The following is an 18,601-nucleotide window of genomic DNA, read 5'->3' as shown; positions in this document are numbered from 1 at the left end:
GCTGAATGTGCCGGCCTCTTCGCGAGCAAGCCCGCTCCCACCGGGGGATATGCGGTGAGCGGCCTGTCGCTCTCCGCGCCTGATGTAACCGCGTTAGAACACAGTTAATAACAATAAAACGAGGATGTAGGGATGAAGAAGAACAACAACGCTCAGCTTATCTGCCAGTTGTCAGCAGTTGCAGCCATGATGCTGGCCGGTAGTGTGCACGCGGCTGACGCGTTCAGCGCTGACTCCGAATGGATGACCGGTGATTGGGGTGGCGAGCGGACCAAGCTGATCGAGCAAGGCATCGACATCAAGATGGATTACGTCGGTGAAGTCGGTGGCAATCTCCACGGTGGCTACAACAACGACAAAACCGCGCGTTACGCGGACCAGTTCGGCCTGGGGGCGGCGCTGGACCTGGAAAAGCTGTTTGGTTGGGATAACACCCAGGCCAAGATCCAGCTCACCAACCGTAATGGCGAAAACATCTCCAATGACCGCGTCGGCGATCCGCGTGCCGGCACCTTGAGTTCCTCGCAGGAAGTCTACGGCCGTGGCCACATGGTCCGTCTGACCCAGTTGTGGATCAAGCACCAGTTCCTCGACGGCAAACTGGACGTCAAGGCCGGTTACTTCGGTGAAGGCGAAGACTTCAACACCTTCCCGTGCGAATTCCAGAACCTGGCGTTCTGCGGTTCCCAGGTGGGTAACTGGGCGACCAACATCTGGTACAACTGGCCGGTCATGCAGGCAGCGGTCCGCGTGAAGTACAACATCTCGCCTGAGTTCTATGCGCAGATCGGCGCGTACAATCAGAACCCGTCGCAACTGGAGCACGGTAACGGCTTCAAACTCAGCGGCAGCGGCACCGCCGGTACCGTGTTGCCGGTCGAACTGGTCTGGCTGCCAAACCCTAACAGCCTGCCGGGCGAATACCGTGTCGGTTACTACAAAAGCACCGCCGAAGCCAATGACGTTCTCAAGGACGACAACGGCAATGATGCGGCCACCAGCGGCAACGCCTACCGCAGCCACAGCAGCAAACACGGTTACTGGTTCGTTGCACAGCAGCAACTCACCAGCCACAACGGTGACAAGACTCGCGGTCTGAACATCGCGGCCAACGCCACGTTCCACGACAAGGACACCAACGTCGTCGACAACTACCAGTCGCTGATGTTTGTGTACAAGGGCCCGTTCGATGCGCGTCCTAAAGATGACATGGGCATCGGTTTCGCCCGTATCCATGTCAACGATGACGTGAAGAAAAACGCCGAGGCCACCAACGCTGCCAACAATGTGACCGAGTACGAAGATCCACTGTTCTCGCCACTGCGGACCACTGAATACAACTACGAACTCAACTACGGCTTCCACGTTACCAACTGGCTGACCGTGCGTCCTAACCTGCAATACATCACTCACCCAGGCGGTGTGGATGAAGTCGATAACGCGCTGGTGGCCGGCCTGAAAATTCAGTCGGTGTTCTAACGCTGTTGCGATAAGCTCCTCTCTATGTGCGCATATTTGCGGACAGCCCAGGCTGTCCGCTTTTTTTTGGGGTGGCGCACCCCGGCAACAGATGATTTTCAGGACCGTGGCACATGCATGAGCATCCGCTACAACGCTTCTTCAAATCCTTGCGCGAACGTCCGGTGTTTGCGTGGGAGCGCTATCAGAAGCGCGACGTGTTGGTGATCGACCATCCGCTGTGTCAGGCGGTGTTCAGTCGCCAGGGCGCGCAGTTGCTGCATTTCCAGCCCACGGGTCAGAAGCCATGGCTGTGGTGCGCGGCGAAGTGGCCGCAGGTGGGGGCGATTCGTGGTGGTGTGCCCGTGTGCTGGCCGTGGTACGGCCGTCATCCGAGCGAAAACGCCTGGCCTTCCCATGGTTGGGCACGACTGATCGACTGGAAGCTGCTCGACAGTCGTCACGATGACGATGGCGTGCGATTGCACTGGCAACTTCAGCTGTGCGACTGGCAAGTGGACCTGCATGCCCACCTGGGTGAGCGCATGGATTTGCGCCTGAGCACCGAGCATCAAGACACCTTGCCCTGCCAATTGAGCCAGGCGTTGCACGCTTACTGGCGTATTGGTGACGTGGGTGAGATAGCGCTGTCTGGGCTAGAGGGCGCGCAGGGTTATGACCAGTTGAACCGCCAGGTTTGCCAGCAGGAAGGGGAGTTGCGGGTCGATGGCGGGTGCCAGCGTGTGTTCCAGCATGACGGCGAATTACAGCTCAAGGACCACGCCTGGCAACGTGAATTGTGCATCGACACCGGCGATCATTCGGACACGGTGGTCTGGCATCCGGGGTCGCGGCCGTTGCTGGGGGTGAGCTGGAATGAGATTTCAGAGTTCGTGTGTGTGGAAGCGGCGAGCGGCGGTGCGCACAGCCTGAGCCTGGCGCCGGGGGAGAGGGCGCATTTGAGTTTGCAGGCGCGGGTGGGGGTTTAGCTCAAGATTTGCGGTGTTGCGGCCGGCCCCTTCGCGAGCAAGCCCGCTCCCACAGGGGATTTGTGTACACCGCAGATCCAATGTGGGAGCGGGCTTGCTCGCGAAGAGGCCGGGTCAGTCAGCCGAGATGTCGGGTTAGTTGAACTCATCCCCAACCGGATACCGGCTCGCATTCAGGCTCTCTTTGATCTTGCGCAAATGCGGCTGGAAATCCACCCCGCGGCGCAGCGTCATGCCGGTCGCCAGCACGTCCAGCACGGTCAGCTGGATGATGCGCGAAGTCATCGGCATGTAGATGTCGGTGTCTTCCGGCAGCGGAATATTCAGGCTCAGCGTACTGGCCTTGGCCAACGGCGAACCCTCGGCGGTCAGGCCCAGCACCGAAGCACCGTTTTCACGGGCGATGCGCGCCACTTCCACCAGTTCGCGGGTGCGGCCGGTGTAGGAAATGATCACGAACAACTCGCCGGTGTGCGCGACCGACGCAATCATGCGTTGCATCAGCACGTCAGCGTGGGCGGTGACGGCCAGGTTGAAGCGGAAAAATTTGTGCTGCGCATCCAGCGCCACCGGGGCCGAGGCGCCGAGGCCGAAGAAGTGGATCTGCCGGGCCTGGATCAACAGGTCGACGGCGCGGCTAATCAGGTTCGGGTCCAACGCCTGCAAGGCACTGTCCAGCGAGGCGATAGCGCTGCCGAAAATCTTCTTGGTATAGGCTTCAGGGTTGTCATCGGCCTCGACCGCGCGGCTGACATACGCCGCGCCACTGGCCAGGCTCTGGGCCAACTGGAGTTTGAGTTCCGGGTAACCGCTGACGCCGAACGAGCGGCAGAAGCGATTGACGGTCGGCTCGCTGACCTTGGAGGCCTGGGCGAGCGCGGCGATGCTGAACCGGGTGGCCTGCTGTGGGTTGAGCAGGATCACCTCGGCGACTTTACGTTCAGCCTTGTTCAGGTCTTCAAGGCGATTCTGGATCTGTTCCAGTAAATTTCGCACGCGGTCCATATATGTTCCTTGGGTCAGCTGCGCAAATTAGAGTTCGGCTATGCCAAAAGGGCCTTTGATGCGGCCCCAAACGGTGGCCTATCCTACTGATGGCTCCGACCGGCTACCACTCGGAATCTGTATTTTGCGAAAATGTTGTGGTTATTACTACATTTTCTCTTGAGCGATGCCTTGAAAAAAGGTATTTGTAGCTTAACTTGATAAAAGAACAAACATCATGCCTTCGATTACGGTTGAACCGTGCACCTTTGCCTTGTTCGGCGCCCTCGGCGATCTGGCCTTGCGCAAGCTGTTTCCTGCCCTCTATCAACTCGATGGCGCAGGCCTTCTGCACGAGGATACGCGCATTATCGCGCTGGCCCGCGAGCCCGGCACCGAGCAGCAGCACCTGGCATTCATCGGCGCCGAACTGCGTCGTTATGTGGGCGCCAAAGAGCTGGACGAAGTGGTGGTCGAGCGCTTTCTGGCGCGGTTGACCTACCTGCACGTCGACTTCCTCAACGCTGACGATTACATCGCCCTGGCCGAAATGGCCGGCAGCGCCCAGCGCGTGATTGCCTACTTCGCCACGCCGGCCGCGGTGTACGGCGCGATTTGCGAGAACCTGGCCAAGGTCGGTCTCGCGGAAAACACCCGCGTGGTGCTGGAAAAACCCATTGGCTCGGACCTGGAATCCTCGCGCAAGGTCAACGACGCGGTGGCGCAGTTCTTCCCGGAAAACCGCACCTACCGCATCGACCATTACCTGGGCAAAGAGACGGTTCAAAACCTCATCGCCCTGCGTTTTGCCAACAGCCTGTTCGAAACCCAGTGGAACCAGAACTACATCTCCCACGTGGAAATAACCGTGGCCGAGAAGGTCGGGATCGAAGGCCGCTGGGGTTACTTCGACAAGGCCGGCCAGCTGCGGGACATGATCCAGAATCACCTGCTGCAACTGCTCTGCCTGATCGCCATGGACCCGCCGGCCGACCTGTCCGCCGACAGCATCCGCGACGAGAAAGTCAAAGTCCTCAAGGCACTCGCGCCGATCAGCCCGGAAGGCCTGACCACTCAGGTGGTGCGCGGTCAGTACATCGCCGGCTACAGCGAAGGCAAGCCGGTGCCGGGTTACCTGGAAGAGCCGAATTCGAACACCCAGAGCGACACCGAAACTTTCGTCGCCTTGCGTGCCGATATCCGCAACTGGCGTTGGGCCGGCGTACCCTTTTACCTGCGCACCGGCAAACGCATGCCGCAGAAACTGTCGCAGATCGTCATCCACTTCAAGGAACCGTCGCACTACATCTTCGCCCCTGAGCAGCGCCTGCAAATCAGCAACAAGCTGATTATCCGCCTGCAACCGGACGAAGGCATTTCCTTGCGCGTGATGACCAAAGAACAAGGCCTGGATAAGGGCATGCAGCTGCGCAGCGGTCCATTGCAGCTGAATTTTTCCGACACCTATCGCAGCGCGCGGATTCCCGATGCCTACGAGCGGTTGTTGCTGGAAGTGATGCGCGGCAATCAGAACCTGTTTGTCCGTAAAGATGAAATCGAAGCCGCGTGGAAGTGGTGTGACCAGTTGATCGCCGGGTGGAAAAAATCCGGTGATGCGCCCAAGCCGTACGCGGCCGGGTCATGGGGACCGATGAGCTCCATTGCTCTGATCACGCGGGACGGGAGGTCGTGGTATGGCGATATCTGAATTGAAACTGCCTCAGGGCGTCAGCGCTCATGAGTTCAAGAGCCCGGTGCTGTTGGCGCAAGCGTTGGCACTGTCGGTGGCCAAGCAACTGAGCGACTCGATCGAGGCCCAGGGCACCGCCACGCTGGTGGTGTCTGGCGGTCGCAGTCCGGTGGCGTTTTTCCAGCACCTGGCCAAGCAGACGCTGGACTGGTCGAACGTGGTAGTCAGCCTGGCCGACGAGCGTTGGGTGCCGGTAGAACATGCCGACAGCAATGCCGGTCTGCTCAAGCGTTATCTGTTGCAAGGCCCGGCAGCCAAGGCTCAGTTCCTGAGTCTGTACAGCGCCAGCGCCAACCTTGAACAGGCAGCCGAGCAGGCCGACCGTTTGTTGTCCGAGCTGCCGGGGATCGACGTGCTGGTGCTGGGCATGGGCGACGACGGCCACACTGCCTCGTTGTTCCCGAACAGCCCGAACCTCGCCGACGCCTTGAAGGTCGACGGCACACGCCGTTGCTACCCGATGCTGGCACCGACCGTGCCGCATCAGCGCCTGACCATGAGCCGTGCGCTGCTGGCGTCGGCCAAGCATAAAGTTCTATCGATTTCCGGTCAGTCCAAGCTGACCACCCTGAGTGCCGCATTGGCCGTCGACGATGTCGCCGCCATGCCGATTCGCGCGTTTTTGCAACCTACGTTAGAGATTTACTGGTGCCCATGAGCCAAGGAACAGCCGCTATGACAACCCCATCCCCGACCGTATCCATGGCGGACAAAGTTGCCCTGATCGACAGCCTCTGCGCCAAGGCGCGGATTCTGCCGGTGATCACCATCGCTCGCGAGCAGGACGTGCTGCCACTGGCCGACGCCCTGGCCGCCGGAGGCCTGACCGCCCTGGAAGTGACCTTGCGTTCGCAGTTCGGCCTCAAGGCCATCCAGATCCTGCGCGAACAGCGCCCGGAACTGATGACCGGTGCCGGCACCGTGCTCGATCGCCACATGCTCGCCGCTGCCGAAGCGGCTGGTTCGCAGTTCATCGTCACGCCGGGCATCACCCGTGATTTGCTCGAAGCCAGCGTCAACAGCCCGATCCCGCTGTTGCCCGGCATCAGCAACGCCTCCGGCATCATGGAAGGCTATGGCCTGGGCTATCGCCGCTTCAAGCTGTTCCCGGCGGAAGTCAGCGGTGGCGTCGCGGCCATCAAGGCCCTCGGCGGTCCGTTCGGCGAAGTGAAATTCTGCCCGACTGGCGGCGTCGGCCCGGCCAACATCAAGAGCTACATGGCGTTGAAAAACGTGATGTGCGTGGGCGGTAGCTGGATGCTTGATCCGGAGTGGATCAAGAACGGCGACTGGGCCCGTATTCAGGAATGCACCGCCGAGGCCCTGGCGCTGCTGGACTGATCCGCTTTACCTGACACTTCGTTGTGTGTTCTACGGCTTTACGGTGCGCTTGGTCGGTGCACCGTTTTTTTTTGCCCGCAAAAAAAACCTGTGGGAGCGGGCTTGCTCGCGAAGGGGCCGTCACATTCAATGCAGATGTTGACTGTCAGACCGCTTTCGCGAGCAAGTCGAATCGTCGCACCGCCGCTCCCACAGGGTCATCGTGCGATACATAGTTACCGCATAACGACGGTCGGCCAATGCTAGCCTGCGTTCATCTTATGGAAGAGAGAACGTCATGGACGACAACACCCCAGTTACACCCACATCACCGGTTTACCTGCTGTCTCCCGAGCAGATCCCCGGCCCGTATTTCCGCAATCCGAAACTGATCAGGCGCAACATCAGCGAAGGCGCCGATGGCGTTCCCCTGGTGCTGCGCCTGCAAATCGTCGATGCCATGACCGGGCAACCTGTCACCGGCGCGCTGGTCGATATCTGGCATTGCAATGCGCGCGGGTCCTATTCGGGCTGGAGCAGGATTGATCCAGACAAGGAAGTCGACAACGGTGACATCGGCTCAGTCCCGCGCACCGACGACGACACCTACCTGCGAGGCGGGCAGTTCACCGACAAGCAAGGCGTCGTGCGGTTCACCACGGTCTATCCGGGGTTCTACGCCGGCCGTGCGCTGCACATTCATGTCGCCGTGCGCATTACCGCCGGCAACAATTACCTGGAAGAACGGCATGTCGCCTGGGTCGGTCAGTTGTACTTGCCCGAGGTGGCGTCGCGCTCGGTCCTCAACTCCCGTGAGTACAGTGGTCGCAAGGCCTTGGCGCTGACCAACGATGAAGACGTTTACTACAAACACCACAGCGGCGAAGCGTCGACCTTGAACGTGCACACCCTCAGTAGGGAGTCGAATGAAGATGGCTTCTTCGGCTCCACGACCATTGGCATCGACACCTTCGCGGTGTCATCGCACATCAAGCCCGAGGACTTCGACAAGTACACCGTGTGACCTCAGCGCAGCTCGGTCAGCGCCCGGGCCAGCAACTGCATATGTGCGGCGGTGGTGGTCAGGCCCGGTGTGATGCGAATGCACGGACCACTCGCGGCACCGCTGCGCATCACGGTAAACAGGTTGTAGTCGTTGAGCAGCCGCTCGACCATCGGCTGCTGATCGGCCTGTCGGGTGAAGCGCATCGACGTGATGCCGCAATACAGGCGTGGATCATCCGGCGTCATCACTTCGATCCCCGGAAGCTCGCGCACTGCGCGCACCCACAGATTGCGCAAGTAGTTGAGCCGGGCACTCTTGGCGGCGGACCCACCCATGGCCTGATGTTCCTCGAACACCAGCGGCAAGGTCAGCAGCGCCGGAATATTGGGCGTGCTATAGGGCGTGCGTGCTCGAATGTCGGTGATCGGGAAATGCATTTCGCCCATGTCCGGGTCGATATCGGCCAGACGCTCGGGCGCGATGTAGATGAAGCCCAGGGTCAGCGGTGCACCGATCCACTTGTGCAGGTTGAAGCCGGCGAAGGCGACACCGAGTTCGTCGAGCTTGAAGTCGATCTGCCCCAGTGCGTGGGCGCCATCGAGGATCACATCGACCCCGTGCTCCTTGGCGGCGGCGGCAATCGCCTGCACCGGCATCACCAGGCCGGTGCGGTGGGTGACGTGCGTCAGGGCCATCAGTTTGAGTTTGGGATAACGCGCAAACGCGTCGCGGTAGCTGGCCAGCAAACTGTCGAAACTGGCGGGGTGGGGGTGATTGATTTCGATCACCTCGACCCCGCGATGGCGCGCCAGCCAACGCATCGCGCCTTTGACGGTGTCGTATTCCAGATCGCAGAACAGCACCTGATCGCCCGGTTGCAGGCGGTTGTAGTTGCGGATCAACGATTGCAAGCCGTCCGAGGCGTTGCGGGTCAGAGCGACGGCTTCGGCAGGCACGCCCACCAGTTCGGCCAACTGCGCGCGGACCTGCTGAATTTCGCCCTGTTCGAAGCGCTGGCGCACATACACCGAGTTGCTGCGATTGATGAGCTCGATGTTGCGCTGGTATTCCTCGACCACCGTGCGCGACATGCGCCCGAAGTAACCGTTTTCCAGGTTGATCGGGCCGGGTTCGACAGCGTAGCGGTCGGCAAAGGTCTGCCAGAAGAATTCATCACGGGCGCGGCGGGTGTTATCAGGCATGGGCTACTCGGGTCAGGATCAATGGCGGGGCGCAGGTTTGCCATGTTTGGCGCGCAGGGGTTCTAGCAGTTCCGACAAGCCGTTGTGGTCGATCTCCTGCATCAGGGCCAGCAAGCCACCCAGTTCGCCATGGGGAAATCCTTCACGGGCGAACCAGTTCAGGTACTGGCCGGGCAGGTCGGCAATGATCCGGCCCTTGTATTTGCCGAAGGGCATTTCGCGAGTGATCAGCAGTTCGAGTTTTTCAGGGTTCATCAGTCGGTCGTCTTGATTCTGTGCGTCTGGAAAATACAGGCATTCTGCATGCAGGCCAATTGACAGATCATGCAAAAAAAACGGATACAGATTTTGATGTTTTAGATAACTATTTGAATTTAAACGGATTAATTATCGGTCGGAAGCTGGCATGCAGGATGCAATAGTCATTACATCTTTCATCAACCCGCAAGGAATTGAAAAATGACCGACATGAATAAAGAAGCCATCTCCGTACTCAACGACCTGATTGAAACCAGCAAGGACGGTCAGGAAGGGTTCAAGACTTGCGCTGAAGACATCAAGCACCCAGAACTCAAAACGCTGTTCGTTCAGCGTTCTGCCGATTGCGCCACGGCCGCTGCTGAACTGCAGTCTGCCGTGCGTTCGATGGGCGGTGATCCGGAAACCTCTACCAGTGTCAGCGGCGACTTGCACCGTCGTTGGGTCGACGTGAAGTCGATGTTCACCGGCAAGGACGAAGAAGCCGTTCTGAACGAAGCCGAACGCGGTGAAGACCATGCGCTGAAGGCTTACCGCGAAGCCATGGAGAAAATCAACAAGCACAACCTGGTGGGTATTCGTGATCTGGTTGAACGTCAGTACCACGGCGTACAACGCAATCATGACCAGGTGAAAGCCCTGCGTAACCAGGCTCGCGCACGCTCGTAAGCGTTCGTTAGCGTTCGTTGCCTGACAAAAAACGCCAGCCAGCCTGGCGTTTTTTTGTGCCCGGTCGATTAACCGATGCTGATCGCCGGCAAGGTTGGCAGCGTCACGGTCTGCTGCTTGCGCGGCGCCAGGATTTCGGCTTCGCCGTCCACCACCAACTCATCGTTCTGGTTGAACACACGGGTGGCAATGCGCACACGAAACTTCGGCAGTTTCTCGAGGATTTCCAGGCGTACGGTCAGGGTGTCGCCAATTTTCACCGGCTTCTGAAAGCTCATCTGCTGGCCAATATAGATAGTCCCCGGCCCAGGCAGCTCGCAGGCAACGGCGGCGCTGATCAGCGCGCCACTGAACATGCCGTGTGCGATGCGCTCCTTGAACATGGTGCCTGCCGCGAATTCGGCATCCAGATGCACCGGGTTGTGGTCACCGGACATCGCGGCGAACAACTGAATGTCGCGCTCTTCGACCTTTTTGCTGTAGCTGGCGGTCTGGCCGACTTCGAGCGCTTCGTATGGGGTATTGGTAACCTGGGTCATCTGTCTTGGTTCCTGTGACGAATCATTAAATCCACAAAAAAACTATTCCGACCGGGGTGGCCGGCGGTGGCTGAGCGCCTGGGCGATCCACTGCAACACGTCGTTGATCACTTCCTCGCGGTTGCTCTCATTGAACAGTTCATGCCGCGCCTGCGGGTAAATCGTCAGGTGCAGGTTCTGGCTGCCTGCCGCACGCAAGGCGTCAGCCAGATCTTTCAGACGTTTGCCTTCGCTCACCGGATCACATTCGCCGCCAATCACCAACAGCGGCAGGCCCGGATCGATCTGGGCGAGATTGGACGCTTTGCTGATTTGCTGCAACCCACCGAGCAAATCGATCCACAGTTGGTTGGTGCAACGAAAGCCGCAGAGCGGGTCGTTGGCGTACACATCCACTTCTGCCGGGTCGCGACTGAGCCAGTCGAAACGGGTACGCGCCGGTTTGAATTGTTTGTTGAACGAACCGAAGGACAGCCATTCGATCAGCGCGCTACGACCCTTGGGCCCCTGGCGCAACTTTTCCAGACGGGCGATCTGCCGCGCCGCGCGGTAGAGCGCCACGGGCTGGAAGTTTGAACCGCTAAGCACCGCGCCGTGCAGGCTGGCGCTGTGATGCAGCAAATAGGCCTGGGCGATGTAGCTGCCCATGCTGTGGCCGAGCAACACGATGGGCACGCCAGGATGATGCTGACCGATGTGCTGGTTGAGGCTGGCCAGGTCGCCGACAACCTTGCACCAGCCATCGTCATCGGCGAAATGGCCCAGCGTCCCGTTTTCGGCAGTTTTGCCATGTCCACGCAGATCCGGTGCATACACGCCGTAGCCCTGTTCACAGAATTTTTCCGCCAGCCTGGCGTAGCGAGCGCTGTGCTCGGCCATGCCATGGGCCAGCAGAATCACGGCTTTTAAAGGCGAGGAGGGCAGCCACTGGTTGACGAAGAGGCGGCTGTGGTCACTCGCGGTCAGCCAGAACGTGTCGTGGATCATGGCGATTCCTTTGCATGGGGCTGCATGTGGCATGGGCGTGGTTGCATTGTATAGCGCATCCCGCGCTTGCCGTCTGATCAGGCCGCGCCACGGCAGGAAGATTCACGCGGTCAATGACGGCGTTGGCTGTATTTGCCTGAATCGCCATAACTGCTAGTGTCCGTGAAGCCCCGCTTTTCCAGAAGTGACAGAAAAGCGGCCCGGATAGGCTCAGGTAAAGAGGACAAGAACAATGCAACCTGATTTCTGGAATGACAAACGCCCGGCCGGCGTGCCCCTGGACATCGATCTTGGGGCCTATAAGTCGGTGATTGAGGTGTTCGAGCGTTCCTGCAAGAAATTTGCTGACCGCCCGGCCTTCAGCAACATGGGCGTGACCCTGACCTACGCCGAACTGGAACGCCAGAGCCTGGCCTTCGCCGCGTACCTGCAAGCCCACACCGACCTGGTGCCGGGGGATCGCATCGCGGTGCAGATGCCCAACGTCCTGCATTACCCGATTGCCGTGTTCGGTGCCTTGCGCGCCGGGCTGATCGTGGTCAACACCAACCCGCTGTACACCGCGCGGGAGATGCGTCATCAGTTCAAGGACTCCGGCGCCCGGGCGCTGGTGTACCTGAACATGTTCGGGCAGAAGGTCCAGGAAGTGCTGCCCGACACCGACATCCAGTACCTGATCGAAGCGCGAATGGGCGACCTGATGCCTGCCGCCAAGGGCTGGCTGGTCAATACCATGGTCAGCAAGGTCAAGAAAATGGTCCCGGCGTATTCGTTGCCGCAGGCCATTTCCTTCAAGAGCGCGCTGCACATGGGACGTGGCCTGGGGATCAAGCCGCTGAAAGTCAGCCTCGACGACATCGCCGTGCTGCAATACACCGGCGGCACCACTGGTTTGGCCAAGGGCGCGATGCTGACCCACGGCAACCTGGTGGCGAACATGCAACAGGCACGGGCGTGCCTCGGGCAGTTCGGCGCTGACGGTCAGCCGCTGCTGCGCGAAGGACAGGAAGTGATGATCGCGCCGCTGCCGCTGTACCACATCTATGCCTTCACCGCGAATTGCATGTGCATGATGGTGACCGGCAACCACAACGTGCTGATCACCAATCCGCGTGACATCGGCGGCTTCATCAAGGAGCTGAAAAACTGGCGCTTCTCGGCGTTGCTGGGGCTCAACACGCTGTTCGTCGCCTTGATGGACCACCCGGACTTCAAGACCCTGGATTTCTCCAGCCTCAAGCTGACCAACTCCGGCGGCACGGCGCTGGTCAAGGCCACCGCCGAGCGCTGGGAGCAGATAACCGGTTGCCGCATCACCGAAGGTTACGGCCTGACTGAAACGTCGCCGGTGGCCTGCACCAACCCGTACGGCGACCAGTCGCGGATCGGCACGGTCGGCCTGCCGGTGCCGGGCACCACGCTGAAAGTGATCAACGATGACGGCGTCGAGCAGCCATTGGGCGAGCGCGGCGAGCTGTGCATCAAAGGCCCGCAGATCATGAAGGGTTACTGGCAGAAGCCGGAAGCCACCGCCGAAGTGCTGGATGCCGAGGGCTGGTTCAAGTCCGGCGACATCGCGGTGATCGACCCGGACGGTTTCGTGCGCATCGTCGATCGCAAGAAAGACATGATCATCGTCTCGGGCTTCAACGTGTACCCGAACGAGATCGAAGACGTGGTGATGGCTCACCCAAGAGTCGCCAACTGCGCGGTCATCGGTGTGCCGGACGAGCGTTCGGGGGAGGCGGTGAAGTTGTTTGTGGTGGCCCGTGAAGCGGGGGTCAGCCTTGAAGAGCTGAAGGCGTACTGCAAGGAAAACTTCACGGCGTACAAAGTACCCAAGCACATTGTGTTGCGTGAGTCGTTGCCGATGACGCCGGTCGGGAAGATTCTGCGGCGAGAGTTGCGCGATATCGCTTGATCGTTGAATGGCCGCGCTTCGCGCAATCGCGAGCAGGCTCGCTCCCACAAGGGTTCTCGGTGATCCTGTGGGAGCGAGCCTGCTCGCGATTTTTTTTGGATAAGCCCCCCGGATTTCGGGGCTCTCAAGGCTTTATAGGTTTTTTGCTCTAAAATGACCGCTGGCAATTCTTGAGTCACAATTGTGACCGTAGAGGCCGCTTTTGGCTCTGGTCGACCCTTGGCAAAGCTGCTACTCTCGGCGCGCTTTGTGACTTCTCGGCCTAGTAAAAAGCCAGACTCACCGATAAAACACACACCAATAATAATCGCATCAAATGCGGTGCTGAATTCGCGTTGCTGAGGAGTGGGCTTCCATGATCGAAGACTTTTGGAAGGATAAGTACCCAGCTGGGATCGCTGCCGAGATCAATCCAGACGAGTACCCGAATATTCAGGCAGTGTTGAAGCAATCCTGCCAACGCTTCGCCAACAAGCCGGCGTTCAGCAACCTGGGCAAGACACTCACCTACGGTGAACTGTACGAATTGTCCGGTGCGTTTGCCGCTTACCTGCAACAGCATACCGACTTGCAGCCGGGCGATCGAATCGCCGTGCAATTGCCCAACGTGTTGCAGTACCCGGTCGCCGTCTTCGGTGCCATCCGCGCCGGGCTGATCGTGGTCAACACCAACCCGCTGTACACCGCGCGGGAAATGGAACACCAGTTCAACGACTCCGGTGCCAAAGCCCTGGTCTGCCTGGCCAACATGGCGCATCTGGCGCAAACCGTGGTGCCGAAAACCGGCGTCAAGCACGTGATCGTCACGGAAGTGGCCGACCTGTTGCCGCCGCTCAAGCGCCTGTTGATCAACAGCGTCATCAAATACGTGAAGAAGATGGTCCCGGCGTATCACTTGCCCAAGGCCATCAAGTTCAACGACGTGCTGAGCAAGGGCCATGGCCAGCCAGTGGCTGAAGCCAACCCGGCCAGCAGCGATGTCGCGGTGCTGCAATACACCGGCGGCACCACCGGCGTGGCGAAAGGGGCGATGCTGACCCACCGCAACCTCGTGGCGAACATGCTGCAATGCAAGGCGCTGATGGGCTCCAACCTCAATGAAGGTTGCGAGATCCTGATCACGCCGCTGCCGCTTTATCACATCTACGCGTTCACCTTTCATTGCATGGCGATGATGCTGATCGGCAACCACAACATCCTGATCAGCAACCCGCGCGACCTGCCGGCGATGGTCAAGGAACTGTCGAAGTGGAAGTTCAGCGGTTTCGTCGGCCTCAACACCTTGTTCGTGGCGCTGTGCAATAACGAAGGTTTCCGCAAGCTCGACTTCTCGGCGCTGAAAGTCACCCTGTCCGGTGGCATGGCCCTGCAACTGGCTGCCGCCGAACGCTGGAAAGCGGTCACCGGCTGCGCCATCTGCGAAGGTTACGGCATGACTGAAACCAGCCCGGTGGCCACCGTCAACCCGATCCAGCACATCCAGATCGGCACCATCGGCATCCCGGTTCCTTCGACCCGCTGCAAAGTCATCGACGATGCTGGCGTGGAGCAACCGCTCGGTGAAATCGGCGAGCTGTGCGTCAAAGGTCCGCAGGTGATGAAAGGTTACTGGCAGCGCCAGGAAGCCACCGATGAAATCCTCGACAGCGAAGGCTGGTTGAAGACCGGTGACATCGCGCTGATCCAGCCGGACGGCTACATGCGCATTGTAGATCGCAAGAAAGACATGATCCTGGTTTCCGGTTTCAACGTGTACCCGAACGAACTGGAAGACGTGCTCGCGACCCTCCCGGGCGTGCTGCAATGCGCGGCCATTGGCGTGCCGGACGAGAAGTCGGGCGAGGCGATCAAGATCTTCATCGTCGCCAAACCGGGCGTGACGCTGACCAAAGAGCAAGTGATGGAGCACATGCGTGCGAACGTCACCGGCTACAAGGTGCCGCGTGCCGTCGAGTTCCGCGATGCGCTGCCGACCACCAACGTCGGCAAGATTCTGCGCCGCGAGTTGCGCGACGAGGAACTGAAGAAAATCGCCGCGAAAAAGGTCGGCGCGTAACAACAAAAAGCCCCGCGGATGCGGGGCTTTTTTTGCTCTTCTGACAGAACTTCATTGCCTGTCAGACCGCTTTCGCGAGCAAGTCGAATCGTCGCACCGCCGCTCCCACATTTGATCGCATTCCTTCTGGAAGAACGCGGTTTAATGTGGGAGCGGGCTTGCTCGCGAAGCTTTTAGCTTTTGTTTTAGAGGCGGAACGGCGCGAAATTGACGTTGGTACCCGCCGGGCGCATGTCCTGCAGGAACGAGTCCTTGTCGGCACTCAGCTCCAGGCTCAAGGCCGCTTTGCGCTTGCCTTCATTGCGCACCACCAGGCCTTCAAGCTTTTCGCGCAGGAACACGGTCGGCACTTTCAGGTGCAGCAGCTCGTCGGTGTCCGGCGTGTGCATCAGCAAGTGAACCCATTCGTACTGACCAATGGCCAGGCGCGCGACCGGGATATCGAACCACCAGATGTTGCGGTTGCGGTTCAATTCGGTGAAATGGCAGTTGTTGACGCCAAGCACGGCACCGCCAAGTTCCTGGTTTCTGCGGGCAATGGCCTGCTTTTTATCGAGTTTCATAACATTCCTACGGGATTGGATCTTCAGCGCCATGGCCTGAATACGTTGCGCATTCTCGGGGGTTGGTCGGCAAACATAAAGCCCAACCTGCCAAGATCGACGAAATGTGCCGTACAAAATAAATGAAACTCCCTGCAAACGCCCCCGGTCAATCCTTGTGTAACGACTTTTCTCATTGATTTGTTCACAGGAGAAACACCATGAGCAGCACTGGCGATAAAGTAAAAGGCATGGCCAACGAAGCGGTCGGCAACGTCAAGCAAGGCGTTGGCAAGGCGACTGACAACACCAAACTGCAAGCCGAAGGCAAAGTGCAGGAAAGGAAAGGCGAAGCTCAGCAAGCGGTGGGCAAAGCCAAAGACGCCATCAAGAAGGGCGTCGACAAGGCTTGATTCGGCCTTTGACGATGATCAGGAACGGCCATCCACGGATGGCCGTTTTTGTGTCAGCCTGAACTTGAGCGCGGAAATTGTTTCAAAGTCGCCAAGTAGGCTACTTTGTTGTAGCAAACGGCCCCTGAGTCGCCACGACTTCAACCCCAATCTTGCGGCGAAAGGAGACGCTAATGATTTTCCCGGACATGAAAGGCCTGCCCCTGCACCGTGTGATGGTGCGCACGGTCACCGAGTTCATCGACGATGAAATGTCGACCTATGCCTCGGCGCTGGCCTATCAGATGTTGTTCTCGCTGTTCCCCTTCATTCTGTTCCTGATTGCCCTGATCGGTTTCCTGCACCTGCCGGACTTTTTCTCCTGGTTGCGCCTGCAATCGGAACTGGTCTTGCCGCCCCAGGCGCTGGAACAGGTCAACCCGGTGATTGACCAGCTCCAGCAATCCAAGGGTGGCTTGCTCTCGGTGGGTATCGTGATTGCGCTGTACACCGCGTCCGCCGGCGTGCGGCTGATGATGAGCGCGATGAACGCGGCCTACGATGTGGTCGAAGGCCGGCCGGCGTGGAAGCGCTTCCCGCTGTCGATCATCTACACCGTCGGCATCGCCGGGATGCTGCTGGTCGCCGCCGCGCTGATGGTGCTCGGTCCGCAGTTGATGGGCTGGATCGCCGCGCAAGTCGGTCTCGAAGACTTCATCGTGACCCTCTGGACCATCGTGCGCTGGCCGGTGGTGGTGATTTTGCTGATGGTCGCGGTGGCGCTGATTTACTACGTCATGCCTGACGTCAAACAGGAGTTTCGCTTCATCACGCCGGGATCGGTGCTGGCGGTGGTGGTGTGGATCTGTGCTTCTGTGGGCTTCGGTCTGTACGTCAAGGAGTTCGCCAACTACAACGCCATGTATGGCAGTATCGGCGCGATCATCGTGCTGTTGCTGTACTTTTACATTTCCGCCGCGGTGCTGTTGCTCGGCGCGGAGATGAATGCGGTGATCGAGCACATGTCGGGCGAAGGCAAGGATCCTGGCGAGAAGGTCCCTGGCGAACACGGCCATGACTATGAAAAACACCATGTTTCGGGATTGGGGCGCGATCACTCGCTCGATCCCTCCACTGACGAAGTCATCAAATGATCCGTGAAATTCTGAAAATGGGCGATGAGCGCCTGCTGCGCGTTGCCCCGCCGGTTCCGGCCGAGATGTTCGACAGCCCCGAGTTGTGGCAGTTGATTGATGACATGTTCCAGACCATGGAAAGCGTCGGCGGCGTTGGCCTGGCTGCGCCGCAGATCGGTGTCGACCTGCAACTGGTGATCTTTGGTTTCGAGCACAGTGAACGGTATCCGGACGCCGAGGCAGTGCCGCAAACCATCCTGATCAATCCGCTGATCACACCGTTGAGCCCGACGCTGGAAGAGGGGTTTGAAGGGTGCCTGTCCGTGCCGGGCCTGCGCGGCGCCGTGGATCGCTACCAGCAGATTCGCTACGAAGGCGTCGACCCGAAGGGCCAGCCCATCGTGCGCATCGCCTCAGGCTTCCATGCGCGGGTGGTGCAGCATGAATGCGATCACCTGATCGGCCGTTTGTACCCGTCGCGCATTACCGACTTCAGCAAGTTCGGGTTTACCGAAGTCATGTTCCCGGACCTTGATCCGAACGCTGACGACTGAACACGCCGCAGGACCAATGTGGGAGCGGGCTTGCTCGCGAAGGCGGTGGATCAGCCAGCATCAATGTTGAATGTCAGACCGCATTCGCGAGCAAGCCCGCTCCCACATTAGGTCTCCATCGGTCTGTCGTGCTTTATCGGGTCGGCTCCAACCCCATCGCAATCATCGGCTTGCTGCGTGCATAACGGCTCAACCGTTCCACCATGGCGTACGGCATCTGCGGATCGAACGTAAAGCCGCGACGTTCATAAAAGCCACGCAGATCCGGATGACAAAACAGCCACACCGGAAGGTCGAGGTCCTCGACCGCCGCCGCAATCAACTCGCCGGCAACCCCTTGTTCGCGACAGGCCGGGTCGACAAACAGCCCCGTCAACCAATGCCCGCCCGCCACCGGTCGCAAGCACAGCGCCGCCACGATCTCATTGCGTCTGGCCACCCATAACCGGGCGTCGCGCACGGCTTTCATCGGCGATTGGTGCGCGCGATAAAATTTGTTCATCAAGGGCCATAACGGCTCGTCGAGCAGGGTGTACTGGGTGTCGGGCATGGGTCTGGACTGTCGGTATGCAAAGCGGGCGATTATAAAAGAACGTGCGCGCAGGGATAGGTGTATACCTGATCTCACATCCCGTATGAGTGGAGTACGTATCATGGCCAAAGGCATGGATTCAAAGAAAGCAGCGAAGAAAAAGCCGGCGAAAACCGCCGATGAAAAGCGCGCGGACAAGAAGGCCAAGAAGGTGGATGTGTTCGGTCATTGATCCCGCGACAAGGGAGCCCGGCAATCGGGCTCCTGCTGCATGTCTAACGAAATAACCAAATAATCTGCAAGATT

General features: G+C 59.3%; 19 protein-coding genes. 12 read left to right on the top strand and 7 right to left on the bottom strand.

The window, feature by feature from the left end:
- The first annotated feature begins 132 nt into the window (after nt 1-132).
- On the top strand, nt 133-1,479 hold the full coding sequence (locus BK660_RS08420) for a carbohydrate porin (RefSeq protein ID WP_123432921.1): 1,347 nt from the start codon (nt 133-135) through the stop codon (nt 1,477-1,479).
- 113 nt (nt 1,480-1,592) lie between these two features.
- Entirely contained in the window at nt 1,593-2,447 is an 855-nt protein-coding gene (locus BK660_RS08415) for a D-hexose-6-phosphate mutarotase (RefSeq protein WP_123432920.1), read from the top strand.
- 135 nt (nt 2,448-2,582) lie between these two features.
- On the opposite strand, the gene BK660_RS08410 is transcribed toward BK660_RS08415, so the two are convergent.
- Nucleotides 2,583-3,443, bottom strand: coding sequence for a MurR/RpiR family transcriptional regulator (locus tag BK660_RS08410; protein WP_175649041.1), 861 nt, complete (start codon nt 3,441-3,443; stop codon nt 2,583-2,585).
- 226 nt (nt 3,444-3,669) lie between these two features.
- Between BK660_RS08410 and zwf the strand changes: the two genes are divergently transcribed.
- From zwf to BK660_RS08390, 4 genes are all read left to right on the top strand, one after another.
- Nucleotides 3,670-5,139: a glucose-6-phosphate dehydrogenase gene (gene zwf / locus BK660_RS08405; protein ID WP_123432919.1), complete on the top strand. Its 1,470-nt coding sequence runs from the start codon at nt 3,670-3,672 to the stop codon at nt 5,137-5,139.
- Nucleotides 5,126-5,839, top strand: coding sequence for a 6-phosphogluconolactonase (gene pgl / locus BK660_RS08400; RefSeq protein WP_123432918.1), 714 nt, complete (start codon nt 5,126-5,128; stop codon nt 5,837-5,839). Before zwf ends, pgl begins: the two co-directional genes overlap by 14 nt.
- A 17-nt stretch (nt 5,840-5,856) precedes the next feature.
- Nucleotides 5,857-6,522 (top strand): bifunctional 4-hydroxy-2-oxoglutarate aldolase/2-dehydro-3-deoxy-phosphogluconate aldolase, encoded by a 666-nt coding sequence (locus tag BK660_RS08395; protein ID WP_007949453.1) that lies wholly within the window; start codon nt 5,857-5,859, stop codon nt 6,520-6,522.
- A 277-nt stretch (nt 6,523-6,799) separates the two neighbouring features.
- Complete coding sequence (locus tag BK660_RS08390) at nt 6,800-7,525, top strand: intradiol ring-cleavage dioxygenase (protein WP_123432917.1); 726 nt, start codon at nt 6,800-6,802, stop codon at nt 7,523-7,525.
- 2 nt (nt 7,526-7,527) lie between these two features.
- Here the strand turns inward: BK660_RS08390 and BK660_RS08385 are convergent, their stop codons facing one another.
- Nucleotides 7,528-8,709: an aminotransferase class V-fold PLP-dependent enzyme gene (locus tag BK660_RS08385; RefSeq protein WP_123432916.1), complete on the bottom strand. Its 1,182-nt coding sequence runs from the start codon at nt 8,707-8,709 to the stop codon at nt 7,528-7,530.
- A gap of 18 nt (nt 8,710-8,727) precedes the next feature.
- The gene (locus BK660_RS08380; RefSeq protein WP_007949456.1) at nt 8,728-8,964 is read right to left on the bottom strand and encodes a DUF3820 family protein; all 237 of its coding nucleotides are present in this window, start codon (nt 8,962-8,964) and stop codon (nt 8,728-8,730) included.
- 204 nt (nt 8,965-9,168) lie between these two features.
- On the opposite strand from BK660_RS08380, the gene BK660_RS08375 reads away from it, so the two are divergent.
- Complete coding sequence (locus BK660_RS08375) at nt 9,169-9,636, top strand: ferritin-like domain-containing protein (RefSeq protein WP_027923861.1); 468 nt, start codon at nt 9,169-9,171, stop codon at nt 9,634-9,636.
- Nucleotides 9,637-9,704: 68 nt separating this feature from the next.
- Here BK660_RS08375 and BK660_RS08370 read toward each other — a convergent pair whose 3' ends face one another.
- Together BK660_RS08370 and BK660_RS08365 are read right to left on the bottom strand one after the other, a co-directional pair.
- Nucleotides 9,705-10,175, bottom strand: coding sequence for a MaoC family dehydratase (locus BK660_RS08370; protein ID WP_027923862.1), 471 nt, complete (start codon nt 10,173-10,175; stop codon nt 9,705-9,707).
- Between the two features lie 42 nt (nt 10,176-10,217).
- On the bottom strand, nt 10,218-11,162 hold the full coding sequence (locus tag BK660_RS08365) for an alpha/beta hydrolase (protein WP_123432915.1): 945 nt from the start codon (nt 11,160-11,162) through the stop codon (nt 10,218-10,220).
- A 232-nt stretch (nt 11,163-11,394) separates the two neighbouring features.
- Here BK660_RS08365 and fadD2 point away from each other — a divergent pair, with 232 nt between their 5' ends.
- Nucleotides 11,395-13,083, top strand: coding sequence for a long-chain-fatty-acid--CoA ligase FadD2 (fadD2, locus tag BK660_RS08360; RefSeq protein WP_123432914.1), 1,689 nt, complete (start codon nt 11,395-11,397; stop codon nt 13,081-13,083).
- A gap of 355 nt (nt 13,084-13,438) precedes the next feature.
- Nucleotides 13,439-15,139, top strand: coding sequence for a long-chain-fatty-acid--CoA ligase FadD1 (fadD1, locus tag BK660_RS08355; protein WP_123432913.1), 1,701 nt, complete (start codon nt 13,439-13,441; stop codon nt 15,137-15,139).
- A gap of 185 nt (nt 15,140-15,324) precedes the next feature.
- Here fadD1 and BK660_RS08350 read toward each other — a convergent pair whose 3' ends face one another.
- Complete coding sequence (locus BK660_RS08350; RefSeq protein ID WP_027923866.1) at nt 15,325-15,702, bottom strand: hypothetical protein; 378 nt, start codon at nt 15,700-15,702, stop codon at nt 15,325-15,327.
- Nucleotides 15,703-15,902: 200 nt separating this feature from the next.
- Between BK660_RS08350 and BK660_RS08345 the strand changes: the two genes are divergently transcribed.
- From BK660_RS08345 to def, 3 genes are all read left to right on the top strand, one after another.
- Nucleotides 15,903-16,094, top strand: a complete 192-nt coding sequence (locus BK660_RS08345) for a CsbD family protein (RefSeq protein WP_123432912.1) — start codon at nt 15,903-15,905, stop codon at nt 16,092-16,094.
- Nucleotides 16,095-16,267: 173 nt separating this feature from the next.
- Nucleotides 16,268-17,227: a YihY/virulence factor BrkB family protein gene (locus BK660_RS08340; protein ID WP_123432911.1), complete on the top strand. Its 960-nt coding sequence runs from the start codon at nt 16,268-16,270 to the stop codon at nt 17,225-17,227.
- Nucleotides 17,224-17,763, top strand: coding sequence for a peptide deformylase (gene def, locus BK660_RS08335; protein WP_027923869.1), 540 nt, complete (start codon nt 17,224-17,226; stop codon nt 17,761-17,763). Before BK660_RS08340 ends, def begins: the two co-directional genes overlap by 4 nt.
- 133 nt (nt 17,764-17,896) lie before the next feature.
- Here def and BK660_RS08330 read toward each other — a convergent pair whose 3' ends face one another.
- Nucleotides 17,897-18,313 carry a GNAT family N-acetyltransferase gene (locus tag BK660_RS08330; RefSeq protein ID WP_123432910.1) on the bottom strand — a complete coding sequence of 139 codons (417 nt, stop codon included), beginning with the start codon at nt 18,311-18,313 and terminating at the stop codon, nt 17,897-17,899.
- Nucleotides 18,314-18,601 lie beyond the last annotated feature (288 nt).

This window comes from Pseudomonas brassicacearum, assembly GCF_003732265.1.
Classification (GTDB): domain Bacteria; phylum Pseudomonadota; class Gammaproteobacteria; order Pseudomonadales; family Pseudomonadaceae; genus Aquipseudomonas; species Aquipseudomonas brassicacearum_D.
This window is presented reverse-complemented; position numbering and strand designations above follow the sequence as displayed.